Origin of the sequence: Kitasatospora cinereorecta (assembly GCF_024172095.1) — a bacterium.
Taxonomy (GTDB): Bacteria; Actinomycetota; Actinomycetes; order Streptomycetales; family Streptomycetaceae; genus Kitasatospora; species Kitasatospora cinereorecta.
The window spans coordinates 891454-906311 of record NZ_JAMZDX010000002.1 but is presented as its reverse complement, the minus strand read 5'-3'; the positions used below and the strand labels follow the sequence as shown (position 1 = coordinate 906311).

Sequence of the window (14858 nt, the reverse complement as noted above, 5' to 3'; positions counted from 1 at the left end):
CGGTCCCTCCGCCTGCCGTGCCCCTCCATTGTGCGCCTGCGCGTCAGCGGAACCGAACCGGCTCGTCCCGGCCGTTCCCGGCTGCTCCCGGCCGCTCCCGACCGTCCTCGGCGGCCTGGGTCAGACCCCCCGCGACCACCGGATCGGCAGGTGCTTGAGACCGTTCTGGAAGTTGGAGACCAGCCGGACCGGTGCGCCGTCGAGCCGGAGCTCGGGCAGCTCGGTGACCACCCGTCGCAGCAGCGCCCGCATCTGGACCCGGGCCAGCTGGGCGCCGAGGCAGAAGTGCGGGCCGTAGCCGAAGCTGACGTGGTCGTTCGGGGTCCGGGCGATGTCGAAGGCGTCGGGGTCGGCGAAGACGGTCTCGTCGCGGTTGGCGGAGGCGTGGTAGACGACCACCTTGTCGCCGCGCCGGATCGCCGTCCCGCCGAGTTCGGTGTCGCGGGCGGCGGTGCGCCGGAAGTCCACGACCGGCGGCCAGTACCGGAGCATCTCCTCGACCGCCGAGGCGGTCAGTTCGGGCCGCTCGCACAGCAACCGGTACTGCTCGGGGTGGCCGAGCAGGGTGTACAGGCCGCCGGGCAGGGCGTTGCGGACGGTCTCGTTGCCGGCCACCGCGAACAGGAAGAAGGTGGTCTCGAACTCCTCCGTGCTCAGCCCGCCGTCGCGCATCCGGGCCAGCACGCTGCCCGGCCGCGGGGCCTCGGCCAGCGCGTGGGCGTAGGCGAACATGTCGGCGAGGGCGGCCCGGGAGCGCGGGTTGACCGGACGGCCGTCGGGGGTGGTCATGGTCGTCGGCCGGTGCGCGACGGCGGCCCGGCCGATGTCGGTGAGGTGCGCCGGGTCGGCGGAGCGGGCGTGGGCGTAGTCGGCGTCCTGGTAGCCGATCACCCGGTTCGCCCAGTCGACCAGCAGCTGCCGGTCCTGCTCCGGCACACCCATGATCCAGGCGAGGGTGCGTACCGGCAGGTCGGCCGCGAGCTGCACGAAGTCGGCGGCGCCGTCCTTGCGTGCGTCCGCCACCAGGGTCCGGGCGTGGTCCTCGATCGCCGCGCTCAGCTCGCCGAGCGCCCGGGGTGTGAAGGCGCCGGCGACGATCCGGCGCAGCCGGGAGTGGTCGGGCGGGTCCTGGTTGAGCATCATCGTGCGGGCGAAGTCGAGGTCGGCGGCGGTGTCGGGGTCGCGGATCTGGGTGGCGCCCAGGTGCGAGGAGAAGACGTCCGGGGTGCGCAGCACGTACTTGACGTCCGCGTGCCGCAGCACCGCCCAGTACCCGGGCCCGGCGGGCCAGTTGCCGACCGGCGGTTCCTCCACCCACCGGACCGGCGCCTCGGCCCGCAGCTCGCGCAGCAGCTCGTACGGGACGCCGTCGGCGTAGGTGCCGGGCAGGAAGATGCGGTTCACCCGCGCCTGGTCGAGGGTCACAGCGACCGACGGTACGCCGAGACCCCGGCGTGCACCAGATCGCTTACGGCCGGAGCGACCGTCCGCACCGGCTGACGTCCGCTCAGCCCCGGGTGCGGAGCCGGCCGCGCGCGGCGAGCCGCTCCAGCCTGCGCTGCTCGCGCTCGGCCCAGCGGGCCGCCCGTGCGGGGTCGAGCGGAGTGCCGTGCCCGACGTGCAGGCGGGTCGGACCGAGGGCGAGCATGGCCCGCAGGCTCGCCAGGTTGCCGAGCGGGTCGTCGTGGAAGGGCGGGTTGGCGGGCCGGCCCTCGATCAGGCCCATGAAGGAGTTGGCGAGCAGGTCGCCGGCCACCAGCTCGCCGTCGTCGGTGAGCACCGAGACGGAGCCGGCGGTGTGGCCGGGGGTGGGCACGATCCGGCCGTCCACGCCGTGGTCGGCCAGCGAGGTCTCGCCGTGCACCAGCAGGTCCGGCTCGAACGGCTCGGCGCGCACGTGCAGCTTGGGGTTGCGGGCCATCAGCCGTCCCATCGGGCCGGTCGGCAGGTACGGTTCGCGGACCCGGCCGGTGCGGTAGGGGCCGAGGTCGGCGGCGTGCCCGGCGATCGGGGCGCCGGTGAGGCGGCGCAGTTCGGCGGCGGAGCCGAAGTGGTCGAGGTGGCCGTGGGTGACCACGATCAGGCGCAGGTCCTGCGGGTCCACGCCGTGGGCGGCGATCCGGTCGTGGATCAGCCGGCCCGTTCCGGGTATGCCGGCGTCGACCAGGACGGGGTGGCGGCCCAGCAGCAGATGGGCGTTGACGGTGTGCCGGCCCAGGACGGGGATGGCGACGACCTTGGTCACGGACATGGCGGTGAGCTCCTTCTCGGGACGGTTCGGGGCAGGCCGGTCGGCCCTGGCGCGCGGGGCGGCAGGGCGGCGGCGAGAGCGTGGGTCAGACGGTGGCCGGGTGCGGCCGGAAGCGGCGCCGGTACTCGGCCGGGGTGGCGCCCAGGCGGCGGCGGAAGGCGCGGTGCAGGGTCTCGACCGAGCCGAGCCCGCTGGCCAGGGCGATCTCCGGCAGGCCGTCGCCGGTCTCCTCCAGCAGGCGCCGGGCCAGCTCCACCCGCACCTCCTCCTGGTACGCGGCCGGGGTGCGCCCGGTCCGCTGCCGGAAGACCCGGCCGAAGTGGCGGGCGCTCAGGTGGACCCGGGCGGCCATCTCCTCCACCGACAGTTCGGCGGCGGGGTGCTCGTCGATCCACCGCCGCAGCCGGTCGATCCGGTCGTCGGAGACCGTCTGCACCGACAGCGGCACGCTGAACTGGCTCTGCCCGCCCGGGCGTTTGACGTACATCACCATCGCCCGGGCGGCCGCCAGGGCCAGCTCGGGACCGAGGTCCTCGGCGACCATGGCGAGCGCCAGGTCCATGGCCGCGGTCACCCCGGCGCAGGTCCAGATCCGGCCGGCCCGGATGAAGATCGGCTCGGGGTCGACCGCCACCCCGGGGTGGTCGGCGGCGAGCCGGTCCGCGGTCAGCCAGTGCGTGGTGGCGGGCAGGCCGTCCAACAGCCCGGCCGCGGCCAGCAGGTGGACGCCGGCGCACACCCCGCCGACCCTCCGCGCATCGGCGGCGGCCCCGCCCAGCCACGCCACCACGGCCGGGGGGACCACCGCCTCGAAGCGGCCGTCCGCGCCCGGCGCGATCGCCCCGGCCACCAGCAGGGTGTCCGTCCCGGGGCGCACCCCGGCGAGCTCCCGGTCGGCGACCAGCCGGATCCCCGCCGCGGTCGTCAGCTCACCCGCCTGCGGCGCGGCGACCTCCACCCGGTAGCCGGCCGCCCCGGCGGCGGCCGCCAGCCGGGACGCGACCGAGAACACCTCGGCCGGGCCGGTCACTTCCAGCAACTCGACTCCGGGGAAGGCGGCGATGACGACTCTGCGGGTTCCGGGCACACCGAAATCGTCCCGGCTGCCGCGGACGTCCGCAACGACCCCGTTCTGTCACATCCGGACATGTCGGCCCCACCGCCGCGGGCCACGCCGGGCCGGGTCAAGCCGGGCCGGGCCGGGCGCGGGTCAGTCCTGGATCCGCCGCCAGGGCCGGTCGGCCTCCAGCGCGTACGCCAGCTCCAGCAGGATCCGCTCCTGGCCGCGGGCGGCCGAGAGGTGGACGCCGACCGGCAGTCCCTCGGCGGTGGCACCGGTCGGCAGGGCGATGCCGGGGCCGCCGGTCACGTTGTTGACCGGGGTGTAGGCGACGTAGTGGTGGAGACGCTCGATCAGCTCGTCGAAGGGCACGTTCGGGCTGAGGTGTCCGAGCGGCGGCGGGACGTGCGCCAGCACCGGGGAGAGGATCGCGTCGTGGGTGCGGAACAGGTCCTCGTAGGGCTGCTCCATCTGCCGGAGTCGGCGCAGCACGCCGGGCAGCCGCGTGAACTCGCGCTGGAAGCCGCGCCGCAGGCCCGAGGTGAGCCCGTCCAGCCGGCCGGGCCGGAAGCCCGGGTCGTGCATCAGCTTGCCGGTGGCGGCGATCAGGAAGGCGATGAAGCCCCAGTAGGCGGTGAAGTCCTGCTGAAACTGGCGGCCGAAGGGCAGCTCGACCGGCTCGACGCGGTGGCCCATGGCCTCCAGCCGGGCGGCGGTCGCCTCGACCGTGCGGCGGGTGTCGGCGTCCGCGGTGGCAGTCGGCGAGTCGATCAGCAGGCCGATCCGCAGCGGGTCCTTCCCGGGGCCCTCGACCAGGCCGAGGGCGGGCAGCACGGGGTTGCGGTGCTGGCGTTCGGCGGCGGCGAAGAACGCGGCGGTGTCGCGGACCGAGCGGGTCACCACGCCGTCGGTGACCAGGTCGATGGGCAGGCGCCGGCCCTGCTCGTTGGCCACCAGCCGGCCTCGGGTGGGCTTGAGGCCGACCAGCCCGCAGCAGGCGGCGGGGATCCGGATGGAGCCGCCGCCGTCGTTGGCGTGGGCGATCGGGACGACGCCCGCGGCCACCAGCGCGGCCGAGCCGCCGGAGGAGGCGCCGGGCGAGTGGGTGGTCCGCCAGGGGTTGCGCACCGGGTCGGCGGCGGCGTACTCGGTGGAGGCGTTGAGGCCGAACTCGGGCAGCCTGGTCTTGCCGAGCACGCTCAGCCCGGTGCCGAGGAACTGCACGGCGAAGCCGGCCGTCCGCCGCGCGGGCCGGGCCCGGAACGCCGCGCTGCCCTGCCCGGTGGGCATGCCGCGCAGGTCGACGTTGTCCTTCAGGAAGCTGGGTACGCCGTACAGCGGGGCGCTGCGCTCGGCGCGCGCCACCGGCTTCCCGTACGCGGCGAAGGCCACCGGTTCCAGGGCCGCGTCGACCTTCCGGGCCCGTTCGGCGGCGGCCCGGGCCAGTTCCTCGGCGGAGACCTCCCCGGACCTCACCAGCGCCGCCAGGCCAACCGCGTCGTGCTCGCCCAGCGCATCGTCGCCGAACGCGTGCACCCGCTCGTCCGCCATCCGAACTCCCCCACTCCTACCGGCCGGTAACTCCTCTGCGCGGCCGCAGTCTAAGCCCGGATCCGATCACCGCACACCCCCGCCGCCCGCACCCGCTCTGTCGACATCGGTGTGTCGACGTCGGTGACGGCGCACCCGCCGAGCCCTACCATCCAGCCATGGCGACTCTCACCACCGTCGAGGCGGACAAGATTCTGGCGGACAACTTCGCGCCCTGGGTACAGGCGCTCGGGCTGTCGGTGACCGAGACCGGCGAGCGGCACGCGGTGCTGCGCCTGCCCTGGTCCGACCAACTGGCCCGGGAGGGCGGCGGCCTGTCCGGTCAGGCGCTGATGGCGGCGGCCGACACCGCGACCGTGGTCGCGCTCTCGGCGGCGCTCGGCGGCTTCGGCCCGATGACCACCATCCAGCAGTCCACCAGCTTCCAGCGCGCGGTGGTGGGCGCCGACGTGCTGGTGTGCGCCCGGGTGACCAAGCTCGGCCGACGCCTGGCCTTCGTGGACGTCACCATGACCGCCGAGGGCGCCGACGAGCCGGCCGCGCAGGCCTCCACGGTGTACGCCTTCCCGGGCTGAGCCATCCCCGGACTCCCGCGCCGTCGACCCGCTCCCGTTTGCCCGCTCCGGTTTGCCCGTGTCCGACCCCTGTCGGGCGCGGCGTACCGCGCAGTAGCCTCACCGGGCCGAGCCGAACCACCCACCGGCCGGCCCTACTTGGAGGCCGCATGCCCACCGCCGTGCCCGCATCCACCCCCGCCAGACCCACCGGCCCCGCCGTTGGAACCGCCCCCGCCCGGACGGGCCGCAGCCGACGCCCCGGCCGCCTGCTGGCCGCCGCGGTCCTGACCGCGTCCGCGCTCGGCCTGGCGACCGCCACCCCCGCCTCGGCCGCCTCGGCCGAGTCCGCGCGCAACCATCCCGCCACCCACTACCTGGCCCTCGGCGACTCGCTCGCGGCCGGCTACCAGTCCACCCCGGGCGGCGGCCACGTGGTCGGTCGCGGCTACGCCCAGGACCTCGCCCGCACCCTCGGCGACCGGGCGGAGGCGGCCGGCCGGCCGTTCTCCTTCACCGACCTCGGCTGCCCCGGCGAGGACACCGGCACCATGATCCACGGCGGCTGCCCCTACCCCCACCCGTACGCGGGCTCCCAGCTGGCCGCGGCGGTCTCCTACCTCAAGGCGCACCGCAAGGACCGGGTCGTGGTGACCATCGACATCGGCGCCAACAACGTCGACGGCTGCGCCTCCGGCGGGCAGCTGAACCTGCCGTGCGCCGTCAACGGCATCGCCGCCGTCGACCGCGACCTGGACCGGATCCTCGGCGAACTGCGGTCCGCCGCCGGACCGCACACCCGGATCGTCGGGATGAACCTCTACGACCCGTTCCTGGCCGCCTGGTTGACCGGCGACCAGGGCAGGGCGCTGGCCACCCTGTCGGTCCCGCTGGCGGACGCGCTCAACGCGACCATCGACCGGGTGGACGCCGCCCACCACGTGCCCACCGCGGACGTCGGCGCCGCGTTCGCCACCAACGCCTTCCTCCCGATGGTCCCGCTGGGCGGCACGCAGGTGCCGCTCAACGTGGCCCGCATCATGCAGTGGACCAACATGGCCCGCGGCGACATCCACGCCAACGACACCGGCTACCAGGTCATCGCCGACACGTTCCTGGCCGAACTCTGACCGCTCCCCGGGCACGCCCGTGCGGGGCGCCGGACCACGTCCTGCGCCCCGCCGTCAGCCCGTCCCGATCAACCCCGGCCTCACTCCGCCTCACTCCGCGCAGATCGCGGAGACGAACTCGGCCACCCGCTCCTGCGGCATGTGCCGGGCGATGTCGGCCTCGCTGATCATGCCGACCAGCTTGTGGTCCGGGTGGTTGATCACCGGGAGCCGCCGGACCATGTTCTTCTCCATGACCTCGAGCACCAGCTCGGCGTCCTCGTCCTCCTCAATCACCATCGGACGGCCCAGGGCCAGTTCGATCGCCTTGACGGTGTTCGGGTCGCGTCCCTCGGCGACGCACTTCAACACGATGTCCCGGTCGGTGAGGATGCCCAGCAGCTTCTGGTTCTCCCCGCAGATCGGCAGCGCCCCGACGTCGCGCTCCCGCATGATCCGGGCCGCGTCGGCGAGGGTCTCCTGGTCTCCGATGCACTCCGCCCCCGGGTGCATGATCTCTCCGGCAGTGGTCATGGTCCGGCCTCCCGACGTCCCGCAGGTCCCCCCACCATCGTCGGCCGGGCCGTCCGGGGCCGCCACCGGGGCCCCGGTGGTCACCGCGCGTCGGCCGGCGGCTGCACCGGGTTCCCGTCCGGCGGTCGCACCGGGTTCCCGTCCGCGGACGGCAGCTGGTCGGCGACCGGCGGCTGCAGCGGATCGGCGGCCAGCACCTCGTCCAGGGACGGCAGTTCCAGCTGCTCGATCACCGCCTCCACCTGCTCGACCTGCTGCGGCTTCGACGCCGCGGCCTGCCCGTTCTTCTCCGTCGCGCTCTCCAGAAAACGCAGCAACTCCACCGGGAAGGGCAGCACCAGGGTCGAGTTCTTCTCCGCCGCGACCTCCACCACCGTCTGCAGCAACCGCAGTTGGAGTGCCGCCGGGGTGGCGCTCATGATCGCCGCCGCCTCCGACAGCCGGGTCGACGCCTGGTACTCGCCGTCCGCGGTGATGATCCTGGCCCGCCGCTCGCGGTCCGCCTCGGCCTGCCGGGCCATCGAGCGCTTCATCGACTCGGGCAGCGCCACGTCCTTGATCTCCACCCGGTCGATCTGGATGCCCCAGCCCAGCGCCGGGCTGTCCAGCATCAGTTCCAGGCCCTGGTTGATCGGCTCGCGGTTGGCCAGCAGGTCGTCCAGCTCGCTCTTGCCGATGATCGAGCGCAGCGAGGTCTGCGCGACCTGCGACATCGCGAACTTGTAGTCCTGCACGTTGACGATCGCCTTCACCGGGTCGACCACCTTGAAGTACACCACCGCGTCGACCCGCACCGTGACGTTGTCGCGGGTGATGCCCTCCTGGGCGGGGATCGGCATCGTCACGATCTGCACGTTCACCTTGTACAGCCGGTCGGCCACCGGGATGATCCGGGTCAGCCCCGGACCCCGGATCTGGTCCACCACCCGGCCGAACCGGAAGACGACCCCGCGCTGGAACTGCTGCACCGTCCGGACACTCAGCCCGGCGTACACGGCCAGCACCAGCACCGCCGCCACGATTGCGTCGATCACGATCATCGCGTCACCTCGGTCGGGCAGAACCGCCACGGACCCGTTCCGGGCCCGTACCTCCACGCTACTCCGCGAACGCCCGCCGCCGACGGACACGAACACCCGCGGCCGGCCGCACCCTCCGCCTACGATCGGCGGCATGGAACACCGCGCCGCGGCCACCCGCAGCCTCGCCGAGCTCGACGCCCTGGTGGTCGACTGCCGCGACTGCCCCCGGCTGGTCGCCTGGCGCGAGGAGGCCGCCCGCACCAAGCGCCGCGCCTACCTGGGCCAGGACTACTGGGCCCGCCCCGTCCCCGGCTTCGGCCCCGTCGACGCCCCCCTGGTCCTGGTCGGCCTCGCCCCCGCCGCCCACGGCGCCAACCGCACCGGCCGGATCTTCACCGGCGACCCCTCCGGCGACCTGCTGTACGCCGCCCTGCACGGTCTCGGCCTCGCCTCCCAGCCGCACGCCACCTGGCGGGACGACGGCATGCGCCTGCACGGCGTACGGATCACCGACCCGGTGCGGTGCTGCCCGCCGGACAACCGGCCCACCACCGCCGAACGCGACACCTGTCGGCCCTGGATCGTCCGCGAACTCGAACTGCTCCGCCCCACCGTCCGCGCCGTCGTCGCCCTCGGCGGCTTCGCCTGGCAGTCGCTGCTCCCCGCCCTCGACGCGGCCGGCTGGGACGTCCCGCGCCCCCGCCCCGCCTTCGGCCACGGCACCCACGTCACCCTCCCCGCCCGCGACGACGGCCCACCGCTCCACCTCTTCGGCTGCTTCCACGTCAGCCCCCGCAACACCTACACCGGCCGCCTCACCCCGCAGATGCTCGACCACCTGCTCGCCACCGCCGCCCGCACCGCCGGCCTCAGCCTCGGCTGACCCCCACGCGGTCGGCCCTCCCGCTCAGCGCAGCCGCTGCGGCTTGCCCTTCACCGCCCGCCACGCCTCGGGCAGCTGCGCTCGGATCTGCGCCGCCTCCTCCACCTGCCGGCCGTACAGCACCCCGTAGCCGAACCCCCCGTCGGACAGCACCCGCACCTCGGCCGCCGCGACCACCGCGTCCTGGTGCCGCCCGAGCAGGTCCTGCAGCGTCTTCATCCGCTCGGTGAAGTCGGACGCCGCGGGCCCCGCCGCCTCACCGGCGTACCGCGCCCGCTTGGCCGCCTTGCGGGCCGCGTGCAGGGCCGACTCGACCGCCTCGCCCGGCTCGGCGCTCCGGGCGGCGCGGATCCGGTCGTCGGTCCGCCGCCGTTCGCGGCGCAGCGTACGGGTGAGTTCCGGCCCGGCGGGACGTTCTGCGCGGGGGCCGAGCGGCGGGTCGGCGGCGAGTTCGGCGAGGGTCTCGACGAGCAGCTGGTACCGGGGGCTGTCGAGGACCGCCATCACCTCGGGCCGGGCCTGCCGCTGCTGCCGCTCGGCCCAGCGGGTGAGGTCAGCGACGACGGCGTCGCGTCCGCCGTCGGCCGGGAGGTCACGGGCCTGGGCGAGCAGCCGTTCGGCCAGCACCTCGCTGTCACGGGCGTGCCCGAGGGCGCCGCCGAACCACCGCAGCTCCTCCACCACCGGCGCCGGGTCACCGTCGAGCAGTCCCCGGTAGGAACGCAGGGCGCTGCGCAGCCGGCGGGAGGCGACCCTCATCCGGTGCACGGCATCGGCCTCGTCGGCGCGGACGGCCCGGTCCAGCTCGGTGATCTGGTCGACCTGCTCGCGGATCCGCGCGGCCAGCACCGTTCCTGCCGTCCCCTTGACCTTGCGCGCCACGGCCACCCACCTCTCGCCGCTTCCAGCGTATGCCCGCGCCTCGGCCCCGCCAGGCAGCGCCGACCGTTCAGGGCCAGGGGCAGCGGCGGCCTCCCAGGTCGGTCTCGGGGTGGTCTCCCTCACCCACCCGTCCGTGTTCTCGTCCCGGCCACCCCTCCCGTGGCATACTCCGAAACCATGACCGACAACCGTGCGACCAGGGCCCTGCGGGCCGCGGTGTTCACCGCGCTCGCCGTGCCGCTGGCCGCGCTGGGCCAGGTCGTGATCACCGGGCGGGCGCTGCCGCTCACCCTGGTGGCCGCCGCCTCGCTCGCGGTCTTCCTGCTGGCGCTGGTCCTGGACGGCGCCCGCCACCGTTTCCTCCAGGTCTCGGCCGTGCTGGTACCGGTCGAACTGCTGCTGAACACGGTCTTCAACCTCGGCCAGGACGCCTGTACCACCGCCGCCCCGTCGCACGGGGTGAACCTCCTCGTCTGCGGCGGTGACTCGGTCGGCGGCAGTTCGCTGTTCGCCGACTGGACCGGCCGCTCGACCGGCAGCCTGCAGCTGCTGGTGCTGGCCGTCCACCTGGTACTGGCCCTGGTCGCCGCCGCCTGGCTGCGGCTCGGCCAGGCGGCGCTGACCGGCGTCGGCGAAGCCGTCCGCGCCCTGCACTCGCTGCTCCCCGCGCCGTGGCGGGCCCTGCTGCTCTCCGCGGTCCCGGCCTGCCCCGCCGCGCTGCGCCCCGCGCCCGAGCGCGCGGAGGCCGCCCTGCGGCCGCAGGCCGTTCTCCTCACTCCCGCGCCACGGCGCGGTCCGCCGGCTCTCGCGCTCGCCTGCTGACACCGTCCCTCGAACGACCCGGGGACCGTCGGCGGCGATTCCGCCAGCCCACCTTTCCCTTCATCCGTACGAGGCCGCGCCGCGCGCGCCCGTACGTCGAGGAGTCGACGGATCATGACCACGCAGCCCAACCAGTCCACCAAGCCCGCCCAGTCCGCCCGCGAGCGGCTCCAGGAGGCGCAGCGCCGCGAGGCCCAGCGGGCGACCGTTCGCCGCCGCGCCGTGATCGGCGGCTCCGTCCTGGCGGTCGTCGCCGTGGTCGCCGGCGGCGCCGCGCTCGCCATCTCCACCGCCGACGGCAACGGCAGCTCCACCCCCGCCGCCGGCCCGGTCCCCACCACCGTGGTCACCCCGGCCAACACCTCCGGCCCGGACGGCACCGTCGTGGTCTACGGCAACCCGGACGCCAAGCACACCCTCCAGGTCTACGAGGACTTCCGCTGCCCGATCTGCCAGCACCTGGAGAGCTCCTCCGGCAAGGCGGTCCAGCAGCTCGCCGACGACGGCACCTACAAGATCGAGTACCACCTGGCCGCGTTCCTCGACAACAACCTCGGCGGCCAGGGCTCGCGCACCGCGCTCGCCGCGGCCGGCGCCGCGCTCAACGAGGGCGTGGACAAGTTCAAGCAGTTCCACGACGTGCTCTACGCCAACCAGCCGGAGGAGCGCCAGGACGGCTTCGGCGACGTCAACCGCATCCTCCAGCTCGCCGACCAGGTGCCCGGCCTGAAGACCGACGCCTTCACCAAGGCCGTCACCGAGGGCACCTACCGGCCGTGGGCCGACAAGGTCGCCGCCGCGTTCAACAAGAGCGGCGTCCGCGGCACCCCGACCGTGGTCCTGGACGGCAAGCAGCTCAACGTCTTCGGCCAGGACGGCGCCCCGCTCGCCGCCGACAAGTACACCGCCCTGATCCGCCAGACGATCGGCGGCTGACCATGAGCGCCTCCGCCCCGCTCGCACCGAACGCCCCGGTCACCCCCGGCACGCCCGCCACCCCGGCCGGCCCGGTCGCCCCGAGCCGCCCGTACGCCTGGCTGCTCCTGATCGGCGGCCTGCTGGGCCTCGCGGCCTCGGCCGTGCTGACCTTCGACAAGATCCGGCTGCTGCAGAACCCCGGCTACCGGCCGAGCTGCAACATCAACCCGATCATCAGCTGCGGCTCGGTCATGCAGACCCCGCAGGCCGAGGCCTTCGGCTTCCCCAACTCGCTGATCGGCCTCGCCGCCTTCGGCGCGATCACCGCGATCGGGGCGGGAGCGCTCGCCGGCGCCGCCTACCGCCGCTGGTTCTGGCTCGGCCTCCAGGCCGGCAGCCTGCTCGGCGTCGGCTTCGTGGTCTGGCTGATCAACCAGGCCCTCTACCAGATCGGCGCCCTCTGCCCCTACTGCATGGTCGTCTGGGCCGTCGTCTTCCCCCTCTTCTGGTACACCACCCTCCACAACCTCCGCACCGGCGTCCTCCCCACCCCCCACTGGCTCGCCCGCACCCGCGGCCTCCAATGGATCGCCCCCGCCCTCTGGTACCTGGTGATCGCCCTCCTCATCCTCAACCGCTTCTGGTACTACTGGCGCACCCTGCTCTGAACCGCGCCGACCTGCGGCGGCGCATGTTCCGGACACATGGCCCCCTCCGGGCCCACTCACCCACCAGGCCCCCGCCGGAGCGGGCACGTGCCGCGATCAGCGCCCTGCTGATCGCGGCACGTGCCCGCTCATCGCTCTCCGCAGCGCTCAAGCGCCTGGTCAGCCTGGGCGTCCTTGCCGAGACGGAAGCGGGCCTGTTCATCCAGCGCCGCCGGTAGCAGCCCTGCGTTCAGGCCACCCGTCCGCCACGGCTGCCGCACCTACCATCCGGCTCACGACGCTAGTGACCCGTCCTGCGGAGCCACTGCATCGTTGTGACGAGCTCTTCGCCGAAGTCCTCGCAGAGCGCGAGCAACTTGCGACCCGTCGGCGAGTCGAGCAGCCCTGCGGAACCGGGGAGTACCCCGAGAGCACCATGACAGGCGGTCTCGACAGCGAAGTGGCGCGACGCGAAATAGCCCTCGCCCGCCCGGTCCGCCAGGTCTGCGAGGTACTGACGGTGGGCTTCCTCCGAGGGATGAGAGTAGTAGGAGTCCTCGACGAGACCGTCAAGGTAGCTCGCCAGGCCGGCCGAGGCTTCGACCACTCGCTCGACTTCGTCCACGCCAGGCTTGTCCAGCAGTTCGCCGAAGGTCAGCAGGTTGCTGATGGTCTCCAACTGGAAGAGCTGGACCGTGTCCGGGTCGACTTCGGACGTGAAGAGCGGGGCTGTGCACAGCTCGGCGACTACTCGCCGGTATGCGCGATCCGAGTGTTCACCAGCGGGTGATGCTGCCAGTCGGAACAGCGACTCCAGCACGGACCGGTCGATGCCCCACTCTGCATCCAATTCAAACGCGAGTATCGGCGCGCGCCACCGCCAGAGGGCCAGGACGGCCGCCTGGCGCTGATGGACGGACTTCAGGTCCGCCAATTCCTCGATCCGCACCACGTTCTTGAGTCAGCCCTTCTGGTCTACCGTCCCCGCCCGCTCTACCTCGAGGCACTGTAGAAGCCGCCGAAGGTCCACGTGACCGCCAGGACGGTGCCTGACCCAAGCCGACTGCGGGAATCGGGCTCACCGGTTCAGAATGGCCTCTCACATGCCCGCGCACCGCGGGGCGTGGGGCCGACGTCGACGCGATGATCCGCCTCTTCCACGACGCTGCGCTCCCCCGCCCCACGGTGCCGGACACCGACGCGATGACGGCCCGGCTCAAGGCCATCGGCATCGCCGCGCCCGAGCGGGCGTCCGCTCCCGCACGCCCCGGACCATCCAGGTCCGCCCCGCACCGGCTTCCTGATGCCGCCTACCTCACACGGGATGCCCCTCTCAGGCCCCGAACGCGGCCTCCAGGCGCGGGACGAAGTCGACCATGTCGGCCGCCCAGCACTTGCCGTCGTGGCCGCCGTCGCAGGCACCCCAGCCGGCGCCGTTGCCGTAGTCCACGTAGTGGTACGGCATGCCCAGCGCGTCGAGGTTGGCCTTGACATGCCCGGAGGCGGACTCGGCCCAGAACTCCATGTTGACGGGATTGCCGCCACCGTTGCCGACGTAGATGGAGATGCCCATTCCGGCCAGCTTCGCCATGTGCGTGGACGGATCGGCGGCGTTCCACAGCACGTCACTGAACGGGTAGAAGACCGAGAACGGGTACGGGGTGCCGAACAGCGCGTCCGAGGACACCGTCGGGCCGAACCCGCTCGGGCAGGTCGGGTCCGAGGCCGATCCGCACAGCACGCCGGCTCCGTTGGTCAGGGTGCCCACCGCGGCCATCCGCACGTCCATCGAGTCCCGCGACAGGTCGATCGCGCCGGACAGGGACGCGACCTGGCTGAACAGCTCGGGATGGTCCTGGGCGTAGTGCATGGCTCCGAAGCCGCCCATCGACAGGCCGGCGATCGCCCGGTGCGCCTTGTCCGGGATGGTGCGCAGGTCCGCGTCGATGAACGGGATCACCTGGTTGATGTGGAAGTTCTCCCAGTTCTGCGCCTTGGCGGACGTGCCCTGGTCCAGCCAGTTCGCATACCAGCCGCGCAGGCCGCCGTCCGGCTCCACGGTGATCATCGACGAGCGGGCCGAGGCATCCAGCACGGCGGGCCAGGCCAGGTAGGGGTTGGCCGGGTTGTCGCTGGCCCCGTGCAGGAAGTACAGCACCGGGTAGCGCTTGCCGGTGTTGGTGTAGTAGTCGGCCGGCAGGATGATCCGGATGTGGTGGGTGCCCGCGACCTGCGGGGTGGTCACCGTGATCACGAAGTTCGTCGGGGTGTTCGTCGCCACGATCGCCGGGTCGGTCGCGACGGTGGTCAGGTTGAACGCGTCGGGCATCGGCGGCTGGGCCGGCGTACCGGCGTGCGCGGCGGGCATCACCGTCATGGTCAGGGCGGCGACGACGGAAGCGAGCAGGGCCCGGCCCCACCGGAATGGCCTGTTCGATGTTTTCAAAGCGAAATCCTTTGCTCGATGCGGCTGATGACCGGCACGCGAAAACGGGTGCCATGCCTGGTCATGCTGTCGGCCGACCCGGACCACCGACCAGGTCAGCGACCGGCCACTTGTGACCGGTGCCCATCCGGCGACCGGCGCTTCGGCCGACCCGTCGGCCCTTTGCGACAGGAGGGGAC

At 73.5% G+C, this 14858-nt stretch carries 15 protein-coding genes; 6 read left to right on the top strand and 9 right to left on the bottom strand.

Annotation, left to right across the window (positions count from 1 at the left end; translation table 11 throughout):
- Positions 1 to 120: 120 nt before the first annotated feature.
- From FHR36_RS11055 to FHR36_RS11040, 4 genes are all read right to left on the bottom strand, one after another.
- On the bottom strand, positions 121 to 1425 hold the full coding sequence (locus tag FHR36_RS11055) for a cytochrome P450 (RefSeq protein WP_253796047.1): 1305 nt from the start codon (positions 1423 to 1425) through the stop codon (positions 121 to 123).
- Positions 1426 to 1507: 82 nt separating this feature from the next.
- Positions 1508 to 2251, bottom strand: a complete 744-nt coding sequence (locus tag FHR36_RS11050; RefSeq protein ID WP_253796046.1) for an MBL fold metallo-hydrolase — start codon at positions 2249 to 2251, stop codon at positions 1508 to 1510.
- An 85-nt stretch (positions 2252 to 2336) separates the two neighbouring features.
- Positions 2337 to 3338 (bottom strand): GlxA family transcriptional regulator, encoded by a 1002-nt coding sequence (locus FHR36_RS11045; protein WP_253796045.1) that lies wholly within the window; start codon positions 3336 to 3338, stop codon positions 2337 to 2339.
- 123 nt (positions 3339 to 3461) lie between these two features.
- Positions 3462 to 4862, bottom strand: coding sequence for an amidase (locus tag FHR36_RS11040; RefSeq protein WP_253796044.1), 1401 nt, complete (start codon positions 4860 to 4862; stop codon positions 3462 to 3464).
- Positions 4863 to 5020: 158 nt separating this feature from the next.
- Here FHR36_RS11040 and FHR36_RS11035 point away from each other — a divergent pair, with 158 nt between their 5' ends.
- Positions 5021 to 5437, top strand: a complete 417-nt coding sequence (locus FHR36_RS11035) for a PaaI family thioesterase (RefSeq protein WP_253796043.1) — start codon at positions 5021 to 5023, stop codon at positions 5435 to 5437.
- A gap of 149 nt (positions 5438 to 5586) precedes the next feature.
- Positions 5587 to 6546 (top strand): SGNH/GDSL hydrolase family protein, encoded by a 960-nt coding sequence (locus FHR36_RS11025; RefSeq protein WP_301329979.1) that lies wholly within the window; start codon positions 5587 to 5589, stop codon positions 6544 to 6546.
- A 90-nt stretch (positions 6547 to 6636) separates the two neighbouring features.
- On the opposite strand, the gene FHR36_RS11020 is transcribed toward FHR36_RS11025, so the two are convergent.
- Both FHR36_RS11020 and FHR36_RS11015 read right to left on the bottom strand, forming a co-directional pair.
- Positions 6637 to 7059: a CBS domain-containing protein gene (locus tag FHR36_RS11020; protein ID WP_253796042.1), complete on the bottom strand. Its 423-nt coding sequence runs from the start codon at positions 7057 to 7059 to the stop codon at positions 6637 to 6639.
- Between the two features lie 80 nt (positions 7060 to 7139).
- Positions 7140 to 8099 (bottom strand): slipin family protein, encoded by a 960-nt coding sequence (locus FHR36_RS11015; RefSeq protein ID WP_253796040.1) that lies wholly within the window; start codon positions 8097 to 8099, stop codon positions 7140 to 7142.
- Between the two features lie 133 nt (positions 8100 to 8232).
- Between FHR36_RS11015 and FHR36_RS11010 the strand changes: the two genes are divergently transcribed.
- Positions 8233 to 8964 carry a uracil-DNA glycosylase gene (locus FHR36_RS11010; protein WP_253796038.1) on the top strand — a complete coding sequence of 244 codons (732 nt, stop codon included), beginning with the start codon at positions 8233 to 8235 and terminating at the stop codon, positions 8962 to 8964.
- Between the two features lie 24 nt (positions 8965 to 8988).
- On the opposite strand, the gene FHR36_RS11005 is transcribed toward FHR36_RS11010, so the two are convergent.
- Positions 8989 to 9846 (bottom strand): CHAD domain-containing protein, encoded by an 858-nt coding sequence (locus FHR36_RS11005; protein ID WP_253796036.1) that lies wholly within the window; start codon positions 9844 to 9846, stop codon positions 8989 to 8991.
- A 177-nt stretch (positions 9847 to 10023) separates the two neighbouring features.
- On the opposite strand from FHR36_RS11005, the gene FHR36_RS11000 reads away from it, so the two are divergent.
- From FHR36_RS11000 to FHR36_RS10990, 3 genes are all read left to right on the top strand, one after another.
- Positions 10024 to 10668, top strand: coding sequence for a hypothetical protein (locus FHR36_RS11000; RefSeq protein WP_253796034.1), 645 nt, complete (start codon positions 10024 to 10026; stop codon positions 10666 to 10668).
- A gap of 114 nt (positions 10669 to 10782) precedes the next feature.
- Positions 10783 to 11604 (top strand): DsbA family protein, encoded by an 822-nt coding sequence (locus tag FHR36_RS10995; RefSeq protein ID WP_253796032.1) that lies wholly within the window; start codon positions 10783 to 10785, stop codon positions 11602 to 11604.
- Positions 11605 to 11606: 2 nt separating this feature from the next.
- Positions 11607 to 12254 (top strand): vitamin K epoxide reductase family protein, encoded by a 648-nt coding sequence (locus tag FHR36_RS10990; RefSeq protein ID WP_253796031.1) that lies wholly within the window; start codon positions 11607 to 11609, stop codon positions 12252 to 12254.
- A 280-nt stretch (positions 12255 to 12534) separates the two neighbouring features.
- Here the strand turns inward: FHR36_RS10990 and FHR36_RS10985 are convergent, their stop codons facing one another.
- Complete coding sequence (locus FHR36_RS10985; RefSeq protein WP_253796030.1) at positions 12535 to 13185, bottom strand: hypothetical protein; 651 nt, start codon at positions 13183 to 13185, stop codon at positions 12535 to 12537.
- Between the two features lie 381 nt (positions 13186 to 13566).
- The gene (locus FHR36_RS10980; protein ID WP_407660826.1) at positions 13567 to 14610 is read right to left on the bottom strand and encodes an alpha/beta hydrolase; all 1044 of its coding nucleotides are present in this window, start codon (positions 14608 to 14610) and stop codon (positions 13567 to 13569) included.
- Positions 14611 to 14858: the final 248 nt, after the last annotated feature.

Excerpts from the sequence above, each read along its gene's own strand:
- FHR36_RS11020 (WP_253796042.1), bottom strand. The coding sequence starts at position 7,059 with ATGACCACTGCCGGAGAGATCATGCACCCGGGGGCGGAGTGCATCGGA.
- FHR36_RS11040 (WP_253796044.1), bottom strand. The coding sequence starts at position 4,862 with ATGGCGGACGAGCGGGTGCACGCGTTCGGCGACGATGCGCTGGGCGAG.
- FHR36_RS11050 (WP_253796046.1), bottom strand. The coding sequence starts at position 2,251 with ATGTCCGTGACCAAGGTCGTCGCCATCCCCGTCCTGGGCCGGCACACC.
- FHR36_RS11035 (WP_253796043.1), top strand. The coding sequence starts at position 5,021 with ATGGCGACTCTCACCACCGTCGAGGCGGACAAGATTCTGGCGGACAAC.
- FHR36_RS11015 (WP_253796040.1), bottom strand. The coding sequence starts at position 8,099 with ATGATCGTGATCGACGCAATCGTGGCGGCGGTGCTGGTGCTGGCCGTG.
- FHR36_RS11010 (WP_253796038.1), top strand. The coding sequence starts at position 8,233 with ATGGAACACCGCGCCGCGGCCACCCGCAGCCTCGCCGAGCTCGACGCC.
- FHR36_RS10980 (WP_407660826.1), bottom strand. The coding sequence starts at position 14,610 with ATGACGGTGATGCCCGCCGCGCACGCCGGTACGCCGGCCCAGCCGCCG.
- FHR36_RS10995 (WP_253796032.1), top strand. The coding sequence starts at position 10,783 with ATGACCACGCAGCCCAACCAGTCCACCAAGCCCGCCCAGTCCGCCCGC.
- FHR36_RS11000 (WP_253796034.1), top strand. The coding sequence starts at position 10,024 with ATGACCGACAACCGTGCGACCAGGGCCCTGCGGGCCGCGGTGTTCACC.
- FHR36_RS11025 (WP_301329979.1), top strand. The coding sequence starts at position 5,587 with ATGCCCACCGCCGTGCCCGCATCCACCCCCGCCAGACCCACCGGCCCC.
- FHR36_RS10990 (WP_253796031.1), top strand. The coding sequence starts at position 11,607 with ATGAGCGCCTCCGCCCCGCTCGCACCGAACGCCCCGGTCACCCCCGGC.